The organism is Duganella sp. S19_KUP01_CR8 (genome assembly GCF_036688705.1).
Classification (GTDB): domain Bacteria; phylum Pseudomonadota; class Gammaproteobacteria; order Burkholderiales; family Burkholderiaceae_D; genus Rugamonas.
The window spans coordinates 300,848-320,592 of sequence record NZ_JAQQPR010000001.1 but is presented as its reverse complement, the minus strand read 5'-3'; the positions used below and the strand labels follow the sequence as shown (position 1 = coordinate 320,592).

At 63.3% G+C, this 19,745-nt stretch carries 19 protein-coding genes; 6 read left to right on the top strand and 13 right to left on the bottom strand.

Going from position 1 to position 19,745, the window contains the following annotated elements; all coding sequences use genetic code 11:
- Positions 1-42: 42 nt before the first annotated feature.
- The 4 genes from ntrC to glnA form a co-directional block, all read right to left on the bottom strand.
- Entirely contained in the window at positions 43-1,548 is a 1,506-nt protein-coding gene (ntrC, locus tag V6M89_RS01460) for a nitrogen regulation protein NR(I) (protein WP_332851485.1), read from the bottom strand.
- 70 nt (positions 1,549-1,618) lie between these two features.
- On the bottom strand, positions 1,619-2,716 hold the full coding sequence (gene glnL / locus V6M89_RS01455) for a nitrogen regulation protein NR(II) (RefSeq protein ID WP_332851484.1): 1,098 nt from the start codon (positions 2,714-2,716) through the stop codon (positions 1,619-1,621).
- Positions 2,717-2,726: 10 nt separating this feature from the next.
- A complete protein-coding gene (locus tag V6M89_RS01450) occupies positions 2,727-3,227 on the bottom strand; it encodes a DUF4124 domain-containing protein (protein WP_332851483.1) in 501 nt (166 codons plus the stop codon).
- Between the two features lie 125 nt (positions 3,228-3,352).
- Positions 3,353-4,768: a type I glutamate--ammonia ligase gene (glnA, locus tag V6M89_RS01445; protein WP_026335076.1), complete on the bottom strand. Its 1,416-nt coding sequence runs from the start codon at positions 4,766-4,768 to the stop codon at positions 3,353-3,355.
- A 312-nt stretch (positions 4,769-5,080) separates the two neighbouring features.
- On the opposite strand from glnA, the gene V6M89_RS01440 reads away from it, so the two are divergent.
- Entirely contained in the window at positions 5,081-5,539 is a 459-nt protein-coding gene (locus V6M89_RS01440) for a rhodanese-like domain-containing protein (protein WP_332851482.1), read from the top strand.
- On the opposite strand, the gene V6M89_RS01435 is transcribed toward V6M89_RS01440, so the two are convergent.
- From V6M89_RS01435 to V6M89_RS01405, 7 genes are all read right to left on the bottom strand, one after another.
- The gene (locus V6M89_RS01435) at positions 5,536-6,900 is read right to left on the bottom strand and encodes a TAXI family TRAP transporter solute-binding subunit (RefSeq protein ID WP_332851562.1); all 1,365 of its coding nucleotides are present in this window, start codon (positions 6,898-6,900) and stop codon (positions 5,536-5,538) included. The genes V6M89_RS01440 and V6M89_RS01435 overlap by 4 nt on opposite strands.
- A gap of 162 nt (positions 6,901-7,062) precedes the next feature.
- Complete coding sequence (locus tag V6M89_RS01430) at positions 7,063-10,182, bottom strand: transglycosylase domain-containing protein (protein WP_332851561.1); 3,120 nt, start codon at positions 10,180-10,182, stop codon at positions 7,063-7,065.
- Positions 10,183-10,547: 365 nt separating this feature from the next.
- The gene (locus V6M89_RS01425; RefSeq protein WP_332851481.1) at positions 10,548-11,333 is read right to left on the bottom strand and encodes a competence/damage-inducible protein A; all 786 of its coding nucleotides are present in this window, start codon (positions 11,331-11,333) and stop codon (positions 10,548-10,550) included.
- 36 nt (positions 11,334-11,369) lie between these two features.
- A complete protein-coding gene (locus V6M89_RS01420) occupies positions 11,370-12,251 on the bottom strand; it encodes an EI24 domain-containing protein (protein ID WP_332851480.1) in 882 nt (293 codons plus the stop codon).
- Positions 12,251-13,246, bottom strand: a complete 996-nt coding sequence (locus V6M89_RS01415) for a sterol desaturase family protein (protein WP_332851479.1) — start codon at positions 13,244-13,246, stop codon at positions 12,251-12,253. Before V6M89_RS01415 ends, V6M89_RS01420 begins: the two co-directional genes overlap by 1 nt.
- Positions 13,243-14,277, bottom strand: a complete 1,035-nt coding sequence (locus V6M89_RS01410; RefSeq protein ID WP_332851478.1) for a polysaccharide deacetylase family protein — start codon at positions 14,275-14,277, stop codon at positions 13,243-13,245. Before V6M89_RS01410 ends, V6M89_RS01415 begins: the two co-directional genes overlap by 4 nt.
- Entirely contained in the window at positions 14,277-15,248 is a 972-nt protein-coding gene (locus V6M89_RS01405) for a YVTN family beta-propeller repeat protein (RefSeq protein ID WP_332851477.1), read from the bottom strand. Before V6M89_RS01405 ends, V6M89_RS01410 begins: the two co-directional genes overlap by 1 nt.
- Before the next feature lie 140 nt (positions 15,249-15,388).
- Here V6M89_RS01405 and V6M89_RS01400 point away from each other — a divergent pair, with 140 nt between their 5' ends.
- On the top strand, positions 15,389-15,745 hold the full coding sequence (locus tag V6M89_RS01400; protein WP_332851476.1) for an FKBP-type peptidyl-prolyl cis-trans isomerase: 357 nt from the start codon (positions 15,389-15,391) through the stop codon (positions 15,743-15,745).
- A gap of 86 nt (positions 15,746-15,831) precedes the next feature.
- Here the strand turns inward: V6M89_RS01400 and V6M89_RS01395 are convergent, their stop codons facing one another.
- A complete protein-coding gene (locus V6M89_RS01395; protein WP_332851475.1) occupies positions 15,832-16,611 on the bottom strand; it encodes a hypothetical protein in 780 nt (259 codons plus the stop codon).
- Between the two features lie 186 nt (positions 16,612-16,797).
- Here V6M89_RS01395 and V6M89_RS01390 point away from each other — a divergent pair, with 186 nt between their 5' ends.
- Entirely contained in the window at positions 16,798-17,103 is a 306-nt protein-coding gene (locus tag V6M89_RS01390) for an HU family DNA-binding protein (RefSeq protein WP_328595527.1), read from the top strand.
- A 185-nt stretch (positions 17,104-17,288) separates the two neighbouring features.
- Positions 17,289-17,540 (top strand): acyl-CoA-binding protein, encoded by a 252-nt coding sequence (locus V6M89_RS01385; RefSeq protein WP_008445674.1) that lies wholly within the window; start codon positions 17,289-17,291, stop codon positions 17,538-17,540.
- A gap of 87 nt (positions 17,541-17,627) precedes the next feature.
- Here the strand turns inward: V6M89_RS01385 and V6M89_RS01380 are convergent, their stop codons facing one another.
- A complete protein-coding gene (locus tag V6M89_RS01380) occupies positions 17,628-17,909 on the bottom strand; it encodes a polyhydroxyalkanoic acid system family protein (RefSeq protein ID WP_332851474.1) in 282 nt (93 codons plus the stop codon).
- Between the two features lie 210 nt (positions 17,910-18,119).
- Between V6M89_RS01380 and fdxA the strand changes: the two genes are divergently transcribed.
- Positions 18,120-18,443 (top strand): ferredoxin FdxA, encoded by a 324-nt coding sequence (fdxA, locus tag V6M89_RS01375; protein WP_008445669.1) that lies wholly within the window; start codon positions 18,120-18,122, stop codon positions 18,441-18,443.
- Between the two features lie 99 nt (positions 18,444-18,542).
- A complete protein-coding gene (locus V6M89_RS01370) occupies positions 18,543-19,610 on the top strand; it encodes an NAD(P)/FAD-dependent oxidoreductase (RefSeq protein WP_116993350.1) in 1,068 nt (355 codons plus the stop codon).
- The last annotated feature ends 135 nt before the right edge of the window (positions 19,611-19,745 follow it).

Genomic DNA, 19,745 nt, shown 5'->3' with positions numbered 1-19,745 from the left:
TCAGCCAAGAGCTTACCTCAAACCGGCGCGCGGGCGCCGGTATCAATCGTCCTTGGCGCCGTCGATGCCCAGTTCGGCGATCTTGCGGGTGATGGTGTTGCGGCCTATGCCCAGGCGCACCGCCGCATCGTTCTTGCGGCCGTGCGTGTGCTTGAGCGCGGTGCGTATCAGCGCCGACTCGAACTGCCGGCCCAGCACCGCCATCACTTCCTGCTGTCCGCCGCTGAGCATGCTGGCGGCCTGCGCTTCCAGCAAGCCCAGCCAGGCGTCCGGCGCGCCGGCCGCTGCCGACGCATGCGCGCCGCCACCGCCACCGTCGGCCACCGGCATCGCCATCACCGTGCCGTGGTGCTGGATAGGCGCATAACTCTCGGCCGGCGCCGGCGCATGGCCTTGCTCCTGCGTCAGCTCCAGCGGCAAGTCCTTCACTTCCACCGTCTGGCCCGGCGCCATCACCGTGATCCAGTTGCACAGGTTTTCCAGCTGGCGCACATTGCCCGGCAAGTCCAGGCCGCTGAGGAATTGCAGCGTGGCGTCGCTCATGCGCTTGGCTTCCACGCCCAGCTGCTTGGCGCTCTGCACCAGGAAGTGGCGCACCAAAATAGGGATGTCCTCGCGCCGCTCCCTCAAACTGGGCAGGCGCAGGCGGATCACGTTGAGGCGGTGATACAAGTCTTCGCGGAACAAGCCTTCGCGCACGCGCTGTTCAAGGTTCTGGTGGGTCGCGGTGATCACGCGCACATTGGCCTTCAGCGGCTGGTGGCCGCCGACGCGGTAGAAGTGGCCGTCCGACAGCACCCGCAGCAAACGCGTCTGCAGATCGAACGGCATGTCGCCGATCTCGTCCAGGAACAGCGTGCCGTTCTCGGCCTGCTCGAAGCGGCCGCGGCGCGTGGTCTGGGCGCCGGTGAAGGCGCCGCGCTCGTGGCCGAACAGTTCGGACTCCAGCAAGTCTTTCGGGATCGCCGCCGTGTTCAGCGCGATGAAGGGCTGCTGCGCGCGCGGGCTGTGCTTGTGCAGCGCGCGCGCCACCAGCTCCTTGCCCGAGCCCGATTCGCCGGTGATCAGCACCGTCACATTCGATTGCGACAGGCGGCCGATGGCGCGGAACACTTCCTGCATCGCCGGCGCCTGGCCGAGGATTTCCGGAGTTTCCGACGGGCCTGATTCAACGCTGGTCTCGCGCAGGCTCTCGTCCAGCGCGCGGCGGATCAGCTCGACTGCCTTGTCGATGTCGAAGGGCTTGGCCAGGTATTCAAAGGCGCCGCCCTGGAAGGCCGCGACGGCGGAATCCAGGTCGGAGAAGGCGGTGATGATGATGACCGGCAGGCCGGGGAAGCGCGACTTCACCAGTTGCAGCAGGTCGAGGCCGGAGTCGCCCGGCATGCGGATGTCGGACACCAGCACCTGCGGCGTCTCGAACTCCAGCGCGGCGATGGCGTCGCGCGCGTTGGCAAAACTCTTGGTGGCCAGGTTTTCCCGGGCCAGTGCTTTTTCCAGTACCCAGCGGATCGATTCGTCGTCGTCTACTATCCAGATTGGCTTCATGTGTTGTGTGTATCCCGCAATATGGATCGTCAATCAAGGGACCCGGCATCCGCCCCCTGCCCGCCTGGGCTTATGGCAATGGCAGCAGGATGCGGAAGTCCGTATATCCAGGCCGGCTCTCGCACTCGATCACACCCATGTGCTGCTGCACAAAGGTCTGCGCTAGGGTCAGTCCCAAGCCGCTGCCGCCTTCCCTGCCCGATACCAGGGGATAGAAAATCCGGTCGCGGATCTGGGGTGCGATACCCGGTCCATTGTCAATGATATGCAAGTCTAATGCCAGCCCGTAACGGACCTTGGCCAGGGTGACTTGACGGGCCACGCGCGTCTTGAAAACGATCTCCGCATCGCCGTTATCGATGCGGCTGGCCAGCGCCTGGGCGGCGTTGTGCGCGATGTTGAGCACGGTCTGGATCAGCTGTTCCTTGTCGCCGCGGAACTCGGGGATCGAGGCGTCGTAATCGCGCAAGATCGTCAGGCCGGACGGGAACTCGGCCAGCATCAGGCTGCGCACCCGCTCCAGCACTTCGTGGATATTGACGTCGCCGACGATGTGCGGCCGGCGGTGCGGCGCCAGCAGGCGGTCGACCAGCGTTTGCAGCCGGTCCGCTTCCTTGATGATGACCTGGGTGTACTCGCGCAGCTGGCCGGCGTGCAGCGCCGGCAGCTCCATCTCCAGCAGCTGCGCGGCGCCGCGGATGCCGCCCAGCGGGTTCTTGATTTCGTGCGCCAGGTTGCGGATCAGCTCCTTGTTGACCTGGCTCTGGTCGAGGATGCGCTCCTCGCGGTCCAGCTTGAGGTGTTGCAGGTGCTCGCGCAGTTCGATCAGGATGTGGCCGGGCGGCTCGTCCAGCGCCGAGACGATGCTGTGCACGTGCAGCGCATCGCGCCCGGCCCGCTCCAGCATCAGGTCCTGGCGCAGGTCGGAGAACTTGTGCTCGCGCGCCTGGTTGCAGATGTTGTCGAGCTCGCCGGGGTTGAGGAACTGCGCGCTCAGCGTCTGGCGCGACAGCGCCTTGAGCGAGCTCTCCAGCAGATTCTCGGCGGCCGCGTTGGCGTAGACAAACTGGCCTTCGGCGTCCAGCAGCACCACGGCCGAAGCCAGCAGCTCCAGGCCCGCCAGTGCCGGCGGACGGTGCTTGCCGGCGTTATGACTCATAAGGCTCATAGTAAACTCGTCATCGGATATTCGCGATCTCACGTTTCAGGGCTTCGATATTCTTTTCCGAGCGGCCGATGTTGTCGCGCATGGCGGCCACCCGCTCCTGGTACTTGGCGTAGTTGCGCTCGTCGCCGCGCCGCTCCGGCTCGCCGTTGTTGAACTCCTTGCGCAGCTCGGCCAGTCTTTGCGACTCGTTCTTCAGCTCTTCTTCCAGGATGCCGCGGCGGTCGGCGTCGCGCGCGCGCTGTTCGGCGCTGTCGACGCGCGGAAAATCGCCCGGCGTGCTGACCGGCGCCGGCGCGTTGCCGCTGCGCGCAGGCGTGCCCTGGCGGCGCGGTGGCGCCGGAATCACGGTGCCCGGCAAGTCCATGGACTTGCAATAGCTGCCGCGGTTGATGTCGGTGTACTCGATGTTGCCGTTGGGCGTGACGCACTTGTAGATCTGCGCCTGGGCGGTAGCGCAGCCCAGCAGCGCCATGATGGTCAACGGCACACATCGTTTGATACTAGTTGTCATTCGAAATCCATGGGTGAAACTATCCATCCCGAATATACAACATCCAAAGAAAAACGCGGGGAAAGCTCTGCTCGCCCCGCGTTTTTTGCCTCACTACAAGCACCGGCGCCGCCGGTGCGTTGCAATTACAGCGAGTAGTACATGTCGAACTCGGCAGGGTGAGTCGTCATGCGCATGCGCTGGACGTCCTGCATTTTCAGTTCGATGTAAGCGTCGATCATGGAATCGCTGAACACGCCGCCACGGGTCAGGAACTCGCGGTCTTTGTTCAGGTTGTCCAGAGCTTCTTCCAGCGAAGCGCACACGGTTGGGATCAGTGCGTCTTCTTCCGGCGGCAGGTGGTACAGATCTTTCGATGCTGCTTCGCCTGGGTGGATCTTGTTGGCGATACCGTCCAGACCGGCCATCAGCAACGCTGCGAAGCACAGGTAGACGTTGGCCAGTGGATCCGGGAAGCGGGTTTCGATACGGCGGCCCTTAGGATTGGCCACGTGTGGAATACGGATCGAAGCCGAACGGTTCTTGGCCGAGTACGCCAGTTTGACTGGAGCTTCGTAGCCTGGAACCAGACGCTTGTACGAGTTGGTGCCTGGGTTGGTGATCGCGTTCAGTGCCTTGGCGTGCTTGATGATGCCGCCGATGTAGTACAGCGCGGTGTCGGACAGGCCGGCATAGCCGTCGCCGGCGAACAGGTTGACGCCGTCTTTCCAGATCGACTGGTGCACGTGCATGCCGGAACCGTTGTCGCCAACGATAGGCTTAGGCATGAAGGTGGCGGTCTTGCCGTAGCTGTGGGCCACGTTCCAGACCACGTATTTCAGGTTCTGGGTCCAGTCGGCGCGCTCGACCAGGGTCGAGAACTTGGTGCCGATTTCGTTCTGGCCGGCGCCAGCGACTTCGTGGTGGTGCACTTCGACCGGGATGCCCAGCGATTCCAGGATCAGGCACATTTCCGAACGCATGTCCTGGAAGCTGTCCACTGGTGGCACTGGGAAGTAGCCGCCCTTGACGGTCGGACGGTGGCCGGTGTTGCCGCCTTCCAGTTTCTCGCCGGTGGTCCACGATGCTTCTTCGGAATCGATCTTGACGAAGCAGCCGGACATGTCGATCTTCCAGCGCACGCTGTCGAAGATGAAGAACTCTGGCTCCGGGCCGAAGTAGGCGGTGTCGCCCATGCCGGACGATTTCAGGTAGGCTTCAGCGCGCTTGGCGATGGAGCGTGGATCGCGGTCGTAACCCTTGCCGTCGGCAGGCTCGATGACGTCGCACTGCATGAACAGCGTGGTCTCTTCCATGAACGGGTCGATGTTCGCGGTGTTTGGATCTGGCAGCAGAATCATGTCCGAAGCTTCGATGCCTTTCCAGCCGGCGATCGAGGAACCGTCGAATGCGTGACCCGATTCGAACTTGTCGATGTCGAAGTGCGACACAGGCACGGTGACGTGCTGTTCTTTACCACGGGTGTCGGCGAAACGGAAATCAACGAATTTGACTTCGTTTTCCTGGACCATTTTCAGAACTTCTGCGGCTGTCATTGCCATGCGTATCTCCTAAAGGAATGTGGGGCTCGTGCGCTCTTGGTAAGCAGTATCCGTGCCAGCTTAAAACTCATCAGCTTATGTCGATAGCGTCTTTGAACTTGCTGGCAAAATGATTCTAAAATTCGCCGGCAGTCCAAAGTGCCACTATTTGAGGCAGTTCAATACCGCACCAACTGAGTGCATGTTCGAGATATTGCACCTGTTTTGTGCATTTTTGGAAAATTCCTGAAAAATGCACGGCTTTGGTGCGTCTGCGTGTGGTGCGGGCGCAGGAGGCCTATAATAAACTCAAACTTATTTCTGGAACATGACATGAGCAAAATAGAAGATATTCTTGCGCTGGCCCGCAGCCGCAGCAAAGACTGGCCCTATGCCGGCGCCGTGACGCCGCAGGAAGCCTATGAACTGATCAGCGCCGACAACGCGGTCAAGCTGGTCGATGTGCGCACCAATGCCGAGCGCGACTGGGTGGGCCGGGTGGCCATCCCGGAAGCCCAACATGGTGCGGTCCAGTGGAGCTTGTATCCGGGCGGGATCGCCAACCATGAGTTCATCGAACAGCTGAACTCGGTGGCGCGCAAGGACCAGGTGATTTTGTTCCTGTGCCGCTCAGGCGTGCGCTCACGCAGCGCGGCCAAGCTGGCCACCGAACACGGCTACCAGCACTGCTACGACATCCTGGAAGGTTTCGAGGGCGACAAGGACGAGCACGGCCACTGCAAGAACGTCAGCGGCTGGTGCAAGGCCGAATTACCCTGGACCGGGGCTTAAACCGCCACCGCCTCATCCGGCGCCGGGGCCGACTCGCCCATCAGGAACTGGATACGCTTGCGCACGAACTGTATGTGGCTGCGCAAGCCGTACAAGCCATCCGCGAACGATAGCGGGATCGATACCTGGTTGACCAGGTCCTCGATCTCGTTCAGGCGCACCAGCTGGCTTTCATAGACCTGCATGCGGGTTTCCTCCGGCGCTTCCTCCACCGCCTGCTCCACCGCGCGCAGCTGGCCGTACCAGCGGTACACGCGCGAACGGATGCGCCACACGTACAGCGGCGGCACCACCTTGGACAGCGGCAGTATCAACGCGCCCAGCGCCACCACCACCACCCACATGCGGTCGAAGAAATTCGCCAGCCAGAACGTCATGTAGCGCTGCAGCAGCGGCGGGCCGCTCTTGTAGTACTTGGCCGCCTCGGCGTCCACCGGGATCTCGGTGTACTTGGCCGACGGGAACTGGCCCTGCTGCGAGAACCAGCCGGCGCCGCTGTGGATGCTGGCGGCCGCCTGCACGAACAGGTCGGTCAGCGCCGGATGCAGGTCGTCGCGCGCCACCAGCGTGGCGGTCGGGGCGATCAGGTTGTAGTCCTCGGCCGGGATATCGCGCCCCAGGTCGACAATCCCCTGCGGCAGCACCACATGCGTCAGGAAGGGCAGCTTGCGGGCGTAGGCTTCCGCCTGGTTGAAGTTGAACAGCTTGATGCCCGGCGTTTGCAGCAGCATCTGGATCAGCGGCGCTTCCGGGGCCGAGGTGAACACCAGGCCGTCGATGCGGCCTTCCAGTAACTCCACCGTGGCCGGCGTGTTGGCCAGCGAGAAGCGCTCCACTTCGCCCTTCTCGACGCCGTTCAGCTCCAGCACCTGGCGGAACAGGCGCGGGGCGCCGGCGCCCTTGGGGCCGTAGTTGATCTTCAGGCCACGCAGCTGGGTCAGCTGGGTGATGGGCGGCTTGCCCTTGGTCTCGCGCAGGAACAGCCACAGCGGCTCGACAAACAGGCTGCCCAGCGAGGTCAGGCCTTCGCGTTCGGCCGCTTCTTCGTTGGTGGAGCCGCTCTGGACGAAGGCGATATCGACTTCGCCGGCCTTCAGGCGCTTGAGGTTTTCGCCGGAGCCGGCGGACGGTACCAGCGTCACCTTGACGCCGTGCTTGGCCAGCGCGGCCGCGTATTTCTTGCCGAATTCGGCGTAGGCGCTGTTTTCCTGGCCGGTGGCCAGGCGCACCGTGCGCGGCGGCGCCGGGTCCACCAGCCAGTAAGCCAGCAGGCAGACGCCGGCGATCAGGGCGATGGTGGGCGCGGCGGCGACAAACAAGTCCCGCATGGAGAACTGCGTGAACTTGAGGATTTTGGACATGTGGTGGCGTATCGGTTTCATGGGCTGATACATTGCCAACAAATGAGCAACTATGCAAGGGAAACGCGAAGCTGCCGATTGAGCGACGCCTTCCCCCCTTTGAGGCCGAGGGTCGGACCCCGTTCGGGGTCCGACCCTGGTGCGCCGCCGTGCGGGGTGAAATCAGCCGCCGCAGGCTTGCAGCGGCGGCGTCACCGCCGCCGTGGCGTTGCCACCGGTCTTGACGATCACCGGCGGCGTCGGCCCCGGCTTGGCGATCGGATGCGGCTCGATCAGCGGCATCAGGTTGGGCGCCAGCACCACCAGCAACTGCACCGGCAGCGCGCTGGTGAAATCGTAGTTCTTCGACTCCGGCCCGTGCACATAGGCCGTCATCGAACCGAAGAAGCGCTCGCCGATATTGAACACAAACGTCGCCGACCGGTTCACATAGCGCGACTCGATCAAACGTCCGCCGCCGCCATACACGTCGAAGCGCTGGTCGCCGGTGCCGGTCTTGCCGCCTACCGGTATCACCTTGCCATCCGAACCCACAAAGGCCATGCGCGCCCGCTTGGCGGTGCCGTCCGACACCACGCCACGGATCGCATCGGCCACCACGCGCGCCACCTCCGGCGACAGCACCTGCTCGTTGGCGGTGGCAGAGGCCTTGGTCACTACAGTTTCATACGGCGTGCCCTCGGCGAAGTGCAGCGAGCTGATACGCTGGCTGCTCTTGCGCACGCCGCCGTTGACGATAATCCCCATCATCTCCGCCAGCGCCGCCGGACGGTCGGCCGATGCGCCCAGGGTGGTCGCATACGACGGCACCAGCGATTCAAACGGATAACCCATCTTCTTCCACTGCTTGTGGATTTCCATGAAGCCCTCCACCTCGATCAGGCCGCCGATGCGCTTGTCCTGAGCGTGCTTGTGGTGGGTCTTGAACAGCCACTGGTAGACCTCCTGCCGCTCCTTCTCGCTGGCCGCCGTCATCTGCGACAAGGTGGCGCCGTTGTGCAGGCGCATGTAAGCAGCCATCCACAACTCCAGCGGATGCACGCTGGCCAGGTAGCCGCGGTCGGCCAGCGACCACTTGTCGATCGCGTACTGGTCGTACAGCTTGGCCACGCGCTCTTCCGGCACCTCGTTCTGCGACGGCAGGTTGTCCTTCAGGAAGGCGGCAAACTGCTGCTGGCTGGCGGTCGGATAGACGGTGCGGTGGATCACCGCCAGCCGCACCGGCGTGCTGCGGATATTCGCCAGCAGGATCTTGTCCAGCTCCGACTCCGGCTTGCCCTTGTACTTCAGGTAGAAGCGCGCCAGGAACTCCTTGCCTTCCTTGTCCGCGAAGCGCGCCAGGTATTGCGCGCGGCGCGGATCGTCCGAGTCGGCCAGCAGCGACGCCGACGAACCCGGCGTCTGGAACATGTAGTACTTGGCGACGTCGCGCATCAGGCGCACGAACACCAGGTTGGTCGAGTGGCGCAGCGCCTCGGTCACGGTCAGGATCTTGCCGTTGTCTTCCTTCGAGAAGTTGCCGAAGTGGTGCAGGCCGCCGCCGGTGAAGAAACCCTCGCCCGGATTGCCCGAATACTTGCGCTCCATCGCCGCGTTCAGCATCGGCGTCAATTCGCGCCCGCCCTTCTCCAGCGGCAGCGCCTTGAAGTACTCCAGCGCCCACTGCGACAGCTTGTCCTGCGGATCGATCCTGACGTTGCCCAGCGCGGCCGCGTCCATGCCGCCGTATTTCTTGTGCAGCATGTCGACGATGTCGAGGTAGGTCACCAGCGTGCGCAGCTTGGCGGTCGAGCCCAGGTCCAGCTTGGCGCCTTCGTTGATGTCCAGCGGCTGGTCGAAGTTATCCGTTTGCAGGCGCAGCAGATTGTTCTGCTCGCCCTTCTCCAGCAAGGTGAAGCTGTACACCACGTTGGCCGGATCGCCGTTGCCCAGCATGCCCTTGCCGGTCAGGCCGGCGGCCTTGGCCTTCTCCGGATCGCGCAGGTCGCGCAGCACTTGCGTGACGGCGGTCTGGGCCTGCGCGTCCAGCGTGCTGACCACGCTCAGGTCGAGGCGGTCCAGGTTGTACATGCGGTTGTCGCCCAGCAGGTTGGCCAGGTGGTTGCGGATCGCGTTGGACGCCTTGCGCGACACAAAGGTCATCGCCGGCGCCGACTCCAGGCCGTTGCCGGTGGCCGGATGCAGTTTCTGCTGCAAGGCCATGTCGCGCATGGCCGGCGTGATCACGCCGTCCTGCGCCAGGATGCGCAGGTGGCTGTTGGCCAGCACTTCCAGGTCGGCCGCGCCGTTGCCCAGGTAATGACTAGGGCGGCGTTGCGCGATCATCAGGCTCAGCGCCTCCTTGAAGGTCAGCGCGGTTTCCGCATCCGGGTTGTCGAGATTGCCGCCCAGCAGACGGTTGAAGTCCGGGAAGCTGCGGCCGTACCACACCCACATGCCGTCGCCGATGCCGTTCACTTCGCCATAGCCGGGCTTGGCCGACAACGGCACCGTGTTCAGGTAATCGATGACGATGCGGCGGCGCGCCTTGGTGGTGTCCGGTCCGTCCTGGTAGGAGCGCAGGCTGGCCGAGACCATCTGCTGCAGCTTGTCCTTCATGGAACCGGTGCGGCCTTCCGGCGAGTGGCGGTATTTTTCGATCTGCGTGGCCAGCGTGCTGCCGCCCGCCGCGCGGTGGCCGCCGGCGACCGAGGTCACGCTTTTTTCGATCACGGCCTTGCCCAGGCGGTCCCACTCGACGGCCGGATTGCGGGTCGGGTACTTGGTGTCGAGCAGCTCGCGGTTTTCGATGAACAGCAGGCTGTTGATCAAGGCCATCGGCGCCTGCTCGAACTTGTTGTAGATGCGCTCAGGATAGCTGGCGGCAAACAGTTGCTGCGCGCGGCAATCGTAGATCGTCAGGCCGGTCTTGGTCTTTTCGCGATAGGTGGCGAACACGCCCATGTCGGCCAGCTCGGCCATCTTGGGCGAGATGCGCACCTGCGCGCTGACCTGGTAGTCGCGCGCGCTCAGCTTGCCCAGGTAGTCCGGCAGGCCGGCGTAGCCGAGCCGCTCGTCGTACGGGCTGTCTTTCGGGAAGCGGATCGACTTGCTGGCGCCCGGTTCCATCTTGTAGGTCATCTTGCCGACCAGGTCGGTGAAGATGCGCGCCTGCATGCTGGAGGTGCGGGTTTCCTGCACGCCCCAGTAGACCGCGAACGACAGGCCGACCAGCAACACCAGCAGGAAAGCGTTGCGCGAGCGCTTGCTCTTCGGCGGCGTGGTGGGCGGCGGCGCGTCCATCTGGGCCTGGGCCAGATGCGCTTCGGTTTGCTCGGGAGTGGGCGGCGGCACGACACGCAGGTGCCGGGTACGGCGATAGCCTAATGCTGCTGCGCCTGCGCGCAATTTGCGCACTGCGCGAACAACAAGACGGGGCCGGCGGAAACGACGATTGCTTAACATATGATTCAAACCGGTCAGCTGTTTCAGTAAAACTTACTCGAATGTAGGGCTACATTGCTAGCTTCCATTGCACCACATCAGAGGGGTGCGAACCGGCGCGGAGGCAGAATAATTTTACTGCGCCGTTTGTTTTTCGCAAAAAAACAACGGCGCTCTCCGCGAGGAAAGAGCGCCGTCCAGGCCCTTCTGATAACAGTGTGACACTAAGTGTTGCTGAACTCTACATTGAGCTTCTTGAGCTCGGAGCACAATTGAATAAACGCTGTGGCTGTCTGGACCGCTTCGCCTTTGACGCCCAACTCGATGTGGCGGCGCGTGTGCGCATCGCCCACGCTCGGCAGGCTGAATACCTTCACCCTCGGGAACTGCGCTTCGATCGCCACCATCAGCGGCGTCAGCGCCGATTCGGCCGCCTCGTACACCAGCACCGACTGCTCCAGACGCGGCTCGCGGTTGAACAGGTCGGCGTAATGATTGTCCAGCACCCACTCGATCATCGGCCACGCCATCACCGGGAAGCCCGGCACGAAGTAATGCTTATGCAAAGCGAAACCGGCAATGTTGTTGTACGGATTAGGAATCAGCGCCGCGCCTTGGGCGAACTCGGCCATCTTCAGGCGGTGCAGGTTTTCCTCGGAGTTCAGGTCCACCTGCTGCCCGGCGTCCTGGCCCATTTGCAGGATGCGCTGCTGGATGTTGATCTTGCCCTGCTCATGCATGACCAGCGGCAGGCCCAGCGCGTTGGCGGCGGCCAGGCGGGTGTGGTCGTCCGGCGTGGCGCCGATGCCGCCGCAGCAGAACACGATGTCGTCGCCGGCGAAGGTGCGCTTGAGCGTGGCGGTGATGCGCGCCGGGTCGTCCGCCAGGATCTCGGCCCAGTCCAGTTGCAGGCCGCGCGCCGCCAGCATCTGCACGACTTTGGGGAAATGCTGGTCGACGCGCCTGCCGGACAGGATTTCGTCGCCGATGATGATGAGACCGATGGCCATAGTTACCCTTTAATTCAATAAACAACCACTTCCGCGTCATTCCCGCGCAGGCGGGAATCCATGCTGAGCGGGCATAGGAGGCTCAGCATGGTTCCCCGCTTGCGCGGGGATGACGATCGCAGCCTGGGCGCGCAGGCGCGCCAGCGCATCGAGACAATAATACGCAAACCACAAGCCGGTGAAGATAAAAATCAGCACGTACAGCCAGATCGACGCCGCCGCCAGGAAGGGGAAGAACACCACCGCCAGCACGGTGCCGCCCAGCCAGATCGCGCCCGGCAAGGCGCCGGCCGCGCCCGAGATCACGCCGATCGCCAGCAAGCGCCAGCGGTGCTCGGCCAGGATCTGGCGGCGCTCCTCGGCCGTGGCGTAGTCGGCCAGCGCGTCGTACACCATCACGCGGCAAGTCAGCCAGCCCCACAGCAGCGCCTGCACGATGATGGCCAGCGGCGGGAAGAAATACAGCGGCAAGGTCAGTATCCACAGGCCGATGAAGATCGCCATGCCGCCCAGCGCGGTGACGGCGCTGCCGACCAGGCTGCCGCCCTTGCGCTGCTCCAGCTGCGGATAGTGGCGCAAGCCGACGTGGCGGCCGATCAGCGGCATCGCGATCACGCCGATGAAGATCAACGCGGTCAGTATCATCAACGGCAGGAACAACAGCATGGCGATCAGCGGCGGCATCACGGTTTTCAGGACGGCCAGTCCCAGCGACGCGAGCAGGTTGCCGGCCGGCGTGAACAGGTTGTGCTCGGCGAATTGCGCATGCACGTAGTCGATCAGCGGTTGCAGGCAGAAATACAGCGCCACTGCCCAGACGCCGACCGCCAGCAGGAAAGGCGCCAGGCTCATCGCCAGCATCTTGCCGTGCCATTGCGACAAAAAGGCGCGGCCCCAGGAGCGGATTACATTCGTCATCAGACCACATCCTTGCGTGCGTATTCAACCATGCGCTTCAGGCCCAGCCATTGCTGCGCCCAGAAACCCTTGCCGTATTCGCGGCCCGGCGTGACGACGCCCTGTGCGTCGGTCTGCGGCAGCTGGTCGCGGATGCCGGTGGCGACGAACTCCGGCGTGAAATTGGCGGTGCGGAAAATGATGTCCCAGACCGGCAGCAGCACGGCGAAATTGCAGCCGCCCAAGGTGCCCTTGCCGTTCGACTCGTGGCCGACGCCGATCGCGTGGTGCATGCGGTGGTAGCGCGGCGACACCAGCAGCCACTCGCCGACGCGGCCGAAGTGGATGCGCACGTTGGCGTGCTGCAGGCTCTGCAGGATGCGCGACACCGACACCAGCATCACGTACTGCGACGGCTCGACGCCGATGCACAGCGCGATCACGCCCATGTAGACGTCGCGCAGCAGGTCGTCGAGCAGGTGGTTGCGGTTGTCGCTCCACAGGTTCATGTTCTGCTGGCTGTGGTGCAGGCCGTGCAAGCCCCACCACCAGTTGAACTGGTGCGAGGCGCGGTGGTACCAGTAATCGAAGAAGTCCAGCACCACGAAGTAGACCAGGAAGCTGCCCAGCGGGCTAATGCCTGGCCACAGCGTCTCCAGGTTGAGCGGCTGGAAGCTTTCAAAGCGCAGCATGGCCGCCACGCTGTCCATCATCGGATCGAGCGTGAAGAAGATCAGCACCGAGAACAGGCCGATGCGGTGCAGCACGGTATAGATGAAGTCGGTACGCCGCGCGTGCGGATCGGTGAACTTGTGCACCGGGATCATCGCCTCCAGCGGACGCAGCACCAGGAACAGCAAGGTCAGCTCCAGCACGCCGATCAGCAGCCACTCGGTGCCCTCGAACGCTTCCTCGATAAACTCGCCGAAGCCGAACTGGAACACCAGCGGCTGTATCACCGTCTCGAACAACCAGCCTTGGGCCACGCCCAGCCAGTCGGAAATTAATTGCATCATTTAGGTTTTTTAAACTGTGAAAGATAGTCGGGGTGCTCGCGCAGCGTGGCGAAGCAATAGCCCTTCTGTTCCAGGCCGCTGATCAGCGGCTCCAGGTTGGCCGGCGCCCACGCATCCTTGCGTGACCAGATGCCCATGTGGGCGACGAAGATGTCGCCGTCCCGCAAGTCGCGCAGGGACTTCTGCAACAATACCGCATTCGGGTAGGCCGTGCTGGAGAGCTCGTCGCCGGAGAAACCGGCCGGCGCCCAGCCCACGTGCGCGTAGCCGCAGGCCTGCGCCGCCGCCAGCGTGCGCGGCGTGGTGCGGCCGGCCGGGGCGCGCCAGATCGGATCGAGGTGCTTGCCGGTCAGCTCGACGAAGCGCTGGTCGACCCGTTTGATTTCCTCGCAATACTGCGCGGGCGTCAAGGAAATGATTTTGCCGGCGTGCGCGCCGAAGCCGGGCTTGACCAGCACCGCGCCGTCGGCGCCGTCCTTGGCCAGCACGTCGTGGTCGAAGGTATGGGAGCCGATCGCATGCCCTTCGGCCACGCGCGCCTTCCAGTAGGCCGACCACGACGGGTCCAGCGAGTAATCGCCGTTGATGGTTTTCTCGTTGGCCAGGAAGAAGGTGGCCTTGATCTGGTGACGGTTCAGCGTGTCGGCGATCAGCGCGGCCTGGGACTGGCTGCCGGTGTCGAAGGTCAGGTAGATGGTGCCCTTGCAGGCGCTGTGGCGCAGCACCGCCGCTTGCGGCTTGGCGCCGGCGCCTGCTGCGGCGGATGCGACGGTCACGGCTGAAGCTGCCGGGGCGGCCGCCGACGCAGCTGTCGCCGCGGCAGCCGCGGCGGCAATGCCGGCCGCCTTGGCTTCGGCCGCGCGCCGCGCCGGGCCATTGAGGCTGCGGGCGTGGGCGTTGGCGGCACGGGCGGCGTCGTTGAGCTCGCGCGCGTCGCTATTGGTCGCGTGGGCCGCCTTGGCGCTATCGGCGGCCTGCACCGCCGGCGTAGCCGCCAGCGCCAGCAAAGTCAGGGCGGCGGCGGCTTTCATTACATGCGCTGGGCGGAGTTGAAGAAGAATACGCCGTGCGGCGAACGTCCCACCGGTATCAGCTTGGTCACCTTGCGGGTGGCCAGGTCGATCACGGCCACTTTCTTGATCCAGCGCAGCGTCACCCACATGGTCTTGCCGTCGGCGGTGATCTCCATGCAGTCCGGGCCGCCGGGCACATTGATCTGGCCGACGTTTTCCAGCGTCTTCTGGTCGATGATGTTAATCGAGTTCGACACCCGGTTCGACACATAGGTCAGGCGGCCGTCGCCGGCGGCGCGGAAGTTGTGCGCGCCCTGGCCGGTCTTGATGCGTTTGACGGTTTTCTGGGTTTTCCAGTCGATCACTTCGACGTAGTCGCTGCCCATGATGCCGACCAGCAGGTATTTGTCGTCCGGGGTCATGGCGATACCGGCCGGCAGCTTGCCGACCGACATGGTCCACTTCAGCGTCTGCGTGCTCAGGTCGATGGCGCTGACCTGGTCGCTGCCCTGCTGGGTGATGAACACCATGTTGCTGGCGGCGTTGAAGGCCATGTGGCTGGGCAGCTTGGCCAGCGGGATGCGCTTGGCCAAGGTCAGGTTGGCGCCGTCGTATTTGTACAGGTCGACGCGATCCAGCCGCAGCGAGTTCGACACGAACCACTTCTGGTCCGGCGAGAAGCCGATCTGGTAAGGATCGAGGATGTCCTTGATGGTGCGCTGGACCTGGCCGCTTTTCGGATCGAGGAAGATCAGCTCGTTGCCCACCGAGCTGGCGACGATCAGCGATTTGTTATCCGGGGTCGACATCAGGTGGTGCGGCTCTTTGCCGACCGGGAAGGTGGACAGGTCTTTGTAAGTGTCCTGGTCCAGCAGCTGCACAGTGGCGTCGCGCGAGTTAAGCACAACCACTACGTTGGCCTGCGCGCTGCTGATGGCAGTGACGGCGCAGACACAGGAAAGCACGATACGGCGGAAACTACGGAGCATGTAAAAATCGCTTGAAAGAGCAAAACGTTTATTTTACGTGCAAACTGCGCCGGTACGAGACAAAAGCCGCAATTATTCCTTGCTGCGGGCGCCCTGCTACAATTCGGGGCTATCTTTAACGACTCCACAGAAGGAAAATCATGTCCATTATCACCACCGACTCCGGCCTGCAATACATCGAACTGACCGAAGGCGAAGGCGAAGTCGCCAAAGCCGGCCAGAACGTCACCGTGCACTACACCGGCTGGCTGCGCAACGACGACGGCACCAAGGGCGCAAAATTCGACTCCAGCAAAGACCGCAACGATCCATTCGAGTTCGCCCTGGGCGCCGGCATGGTCATCCGTGGCTGGGATGAAGGCGTGCAAGGCATGAAAATCGGCGGCGTGCGCCAGCTGATCATCCCTGCAGAACTGGGCTACGGCTCGCGCGGCGCCGGCGGCGTGATCCCGCCGAACGCCACGCTGATTTTTGACGTGGAACTGCTGGGCGTTTAAGTACAAGCGCCGTAGTCATTCCCGCGCAGGCGGGAATCCATACTCAGCATAGATTCCCGCTTTCGCGGGAATGACGGCGGCGGCGGTCAACGCTGCCAGTTTCTGCGCAGCGCTTCCAACTCCGCTCGCGTGTCGAGCATGCCGCCGACGATGCGCTGGTCGATCGCTTCCAGCAGCGCCGTCGGCATCTCGGTGCCGCCCAGGCCGTAGGCGCCCGGCGCCGGCAACGGCCGCGCGTTCTGCACCAGCACCGGGATCCGCCATTCGTCGCTGATGCGACAGGCGATCCCCACCAGATCCTGGCTCAGGCCCACCAGCGTAAAGCTGCGGCAGTACCCTCCCTCGTTCGACAGAAAACTCAGCCCCACCCGCACCTCGCCTTCCGACGGCGCGGCGCCGCCCATCTGCTGGCTCAGCGCGTTGGCCAGGCGGCCCTGCGCGACCAGCATGCCGTTGCGGCTGGCGACGGTAGTCGGCGCCACCGCCGGTTCGCTGAACCATCCCGGCTGCCAGCGCGCCAGGCCGAATTTGCCGGCCGCCAGGCCCAGCACCATGACCAGCGCCAGCGCGCTCCATTCCAGCCAGCCCCATTGATGCCTGGCCGCCTTGCGCGCGGCCTGCTGCTGCGCAGCGCGCTGCGCGCGCACCGCCGCCAGCTGCACCACCTTGGCGTGGCGCGGATGGGAACCCAGCTCGACGCCGGACGGCGCCTGCTCGGCATACACCTCGTCGCGCGCGGCGCGCAGGCGGGCCACGCGGCGGGCGATGCTGCTGTCGCGGCGCATGGCGGACTCGACGGCGAGACGCAAGGCGTCGTCCAACTCGCCGTCGGCATATGCAATCAAAGTCTCGTCTGAAAAGGTCATGATTCCTGTCCCGGATCGTCCCATCATAAACCTTTTTGCAGCGCGATGCGGGTCCGCGCGCACCGCGTAGCGCCTGTAAACACGGGGGTTTTATTGCAGTGCAGCGTGGCGCGGCAGCTACTGTAAGGGCTACTTCGTACAGAAACCATTACATTTGACAATATTTATGCTAATCTGCGCGCTCTAATAACCAAGGAGGTAGTAATGAAAAAAGGCGAATTGATTGCAGAATTTGCGAAACGCACTGAAGTGTCCGCTGCTGCCGCCAACGGTGCAGTGAATACTCTGATCGCCATCATCACCGAGCGTCTGAAAAAAGGCGACACGGTAGGCATCACCGGCTTCGGCACCTTCTCCGTAGCGAAACGCGCTGCTCGTAAAGGCCGCAATCCTGCAACCGGCGAAGCGATCAAGATCGCTGCGTCGAAAACTCCAAAATTCTCGGCTGGCGCGACCCTGAAGTCGGCAGTCAACCCGACGAAGAAGAAGTAAGCAGGCGCTCCGGCACGCGGCGTTCGCGTCGCAGTGCCAGTGCCCGCCAGGGCACCGGAAACGGCGGTACATGCCAGGTCTTCGGACCGGCCTGTCCGCCGTTCTGTTTTTGAGGAGTCCCTCTAGCGGTTTTGGCGGCGGCTGCGGGTATGATGGCGGCTACCCCACCTACCCGAGGAGAAGTGATGAGTTTAGAAGAGCAATTCGCGCAAGCCCAGCTGGATTCGAAGAACCTGCCTGAGCGCCCGGACAACATGACGCTGCTGAAGATCTACGCGCTGTTCAAGCAAGGTTCGGCGGGCGACGCCACCGGCGACCGTCCCGGCATGACCGATTTCGTCGGCCGCGCCAAGTTCGACGCCTGGGCCGCGCTGCAAGGCACCTCGCTGGACGAAGCGAAACAACAGTACATCGACCTGATCGAAGGTCTGAAGTAACCCGTATGCCTGTGCGCCACGCTGGCGCCGCCGCTTAGGGGTCGGACCCCGACGGGGTCCGACCCCGCCTGGCCGTGCGGGGTTTTCTTATGCGGCGGTGAACACGCGCCGCATCTTGTCGGCCACCTTGGCCTCGATCTGCGACGAGAACGCGCTGAACAGGAAGCCCAGCGCGATATGCAAACGCGCTTCCTCCGGCAGCAAGGTCAGCGATCCGGTGACGCCGCTGCGCTCGAAACGCAGCACATCGCCATCCCACACACACTCCAGATCAAATTGCTCGGCCAGCTTGTCGGCCACTTCCTGGGCGGCCGCGCGGGCCGGCTCCAGCGCCAGGTGGTGCGCCTGGACGATGTTGATATCAGCCATCCGGCATCCTCTTGTATGAAAAGGCGCCATGATGCCAGTTGCGCCGCAGCCGCGCCAGTCCGGGCCACAACGCATTTGCTTATATGTATTGTATATAAGCGCAATTTGTGAGAAATAGCGAATTACCTTAAAATACAGTGCTTTGCTGAGGTTAGCCGGGCCATCCCACCGCCGCCGACGCCGCTGCACACCAACATTGATAGGACTGTTATGACCCACGTTGTCACCGAATCTTGCATCAGCTGCCGCTATACGGACTGTGTCGATGTTTGCCCGGTAGATTGTTTCCGCCAAGGCCCGAACTTCCTCGCGATCGACCCTGACGAGTGCATCGACTGCGCCGTGTGCGTGGCCGAATGCCCGGTCAACGCCATCTTCGCCGAAGAAGACGTGCCTGGCGACCAGCAGCAATTCATCAAGATCAACGTCGACCTCGCCCGCAACTGGCCTTCGATTACCAAGACTATCCCTCCCCTGCCGGAAGCGGACCAGTTCAAGGACGTCAAAGAAAAACTGCACCTGCTGGTACGTTAAGACGCCAGTCTGGCGAAGCAGCCCGGGCGCGTACGCTGGCAACAGCCGCCGCGCAGCCCAGTGTTGCCTAACCATTATTGAAATAACAGGAAACCACGTATGAATAGCACTGTCACTTCCCCTGGCGTCATCGAAGCCGATGCCGTCATCATCGGCGCCGGCCCGGTCGGCCTGTTCCAGGTCTTCGAACTCGGCCTGCTGGAAATCAAAGCCCACGTGATCGATTCGCTGGGCGCGGTGGGCGGACAGTGCGTGGAACTGTACCCGGACAAGCCGATCTACGACATCCCGGCCGTGCCTTCATGCACCGGCCAGGAACTGACCGACAACCTGCTCAAGCAGATCGAGCCGTTCGAGCCGACCTTCCACCTGGGCCAGGAAGTGACCAAGGTCGCCCGCCGCGACGACGGCCGCTTCGACGTCGAGACCAGCGCCGGCACCGCCTTCATCACCAAGACCATCTTCATCGCCGCCGGCGTCGGCTCGTTCCAGGCCCGCACGCTGAAAGTGGACGGCATCGAAGTGTTCGAAGGTTCGCAGCTGCACTACAAGGTCAAGGATCCTGCCCAGTTCGAAGGCAAGAACCTGGTCATCTGCGGCGGCGGCGACTCCGCGCTGGACTGGGCGCTGAACTTCGTCGGCAAGGCCGAATCGGTGGTTCTGCTGCATCGCCGCGAAGATTTCCGCGCCGCGCCAGCCTCGGTCGCCAAGATGAAAGCCTTGTGCGATGAATATGAAATGCAACTGATCATCGGCCAGGCCACCGGCCATGAAGTCGATGCCGACGGCAAGCTGTCGCAGCTGAAAGTCACCGGCGCCGACGGCGTCACCCGCCGCGTGCCGCTGGACATGCTGCTGGTGTTCTTCGGCCTGTCGCCGAAGCTGGGACCGATCGCCGAATGGGGCCTGGACATCGAGCGCCGCCAGCTGAAGGTGCAAAACACCGAGAAATTCGAGACCAATGTCCCGGGCATCTTCGCGGTGGGCGACATCAACACCTATCCGGGCAAGAAAAAACTGATCCTGTCGGGCTTCCACGAAGCCGCGCTGGCCGCCTTCGGCGCCGCGCCGTACATCTTCCCGGACAAGAAGATCCACATGCAATACACCACCACTTCGCCGAAACTGCACAAGGTGCTGGGCGTCGAAACCCCGGTCTTCGACTAAGAGGCCGCTTCAAAAAGACCGCCGCGTCGTTGCGGCGTCTCGCCGTGCTAGCGCACTGCCTTCGCCACCGCGCCTCGCTGCGCTCATTTTGAAGCAGCCTCTACGCCAACATTAGCAAGTGTCCTACACAAAAGC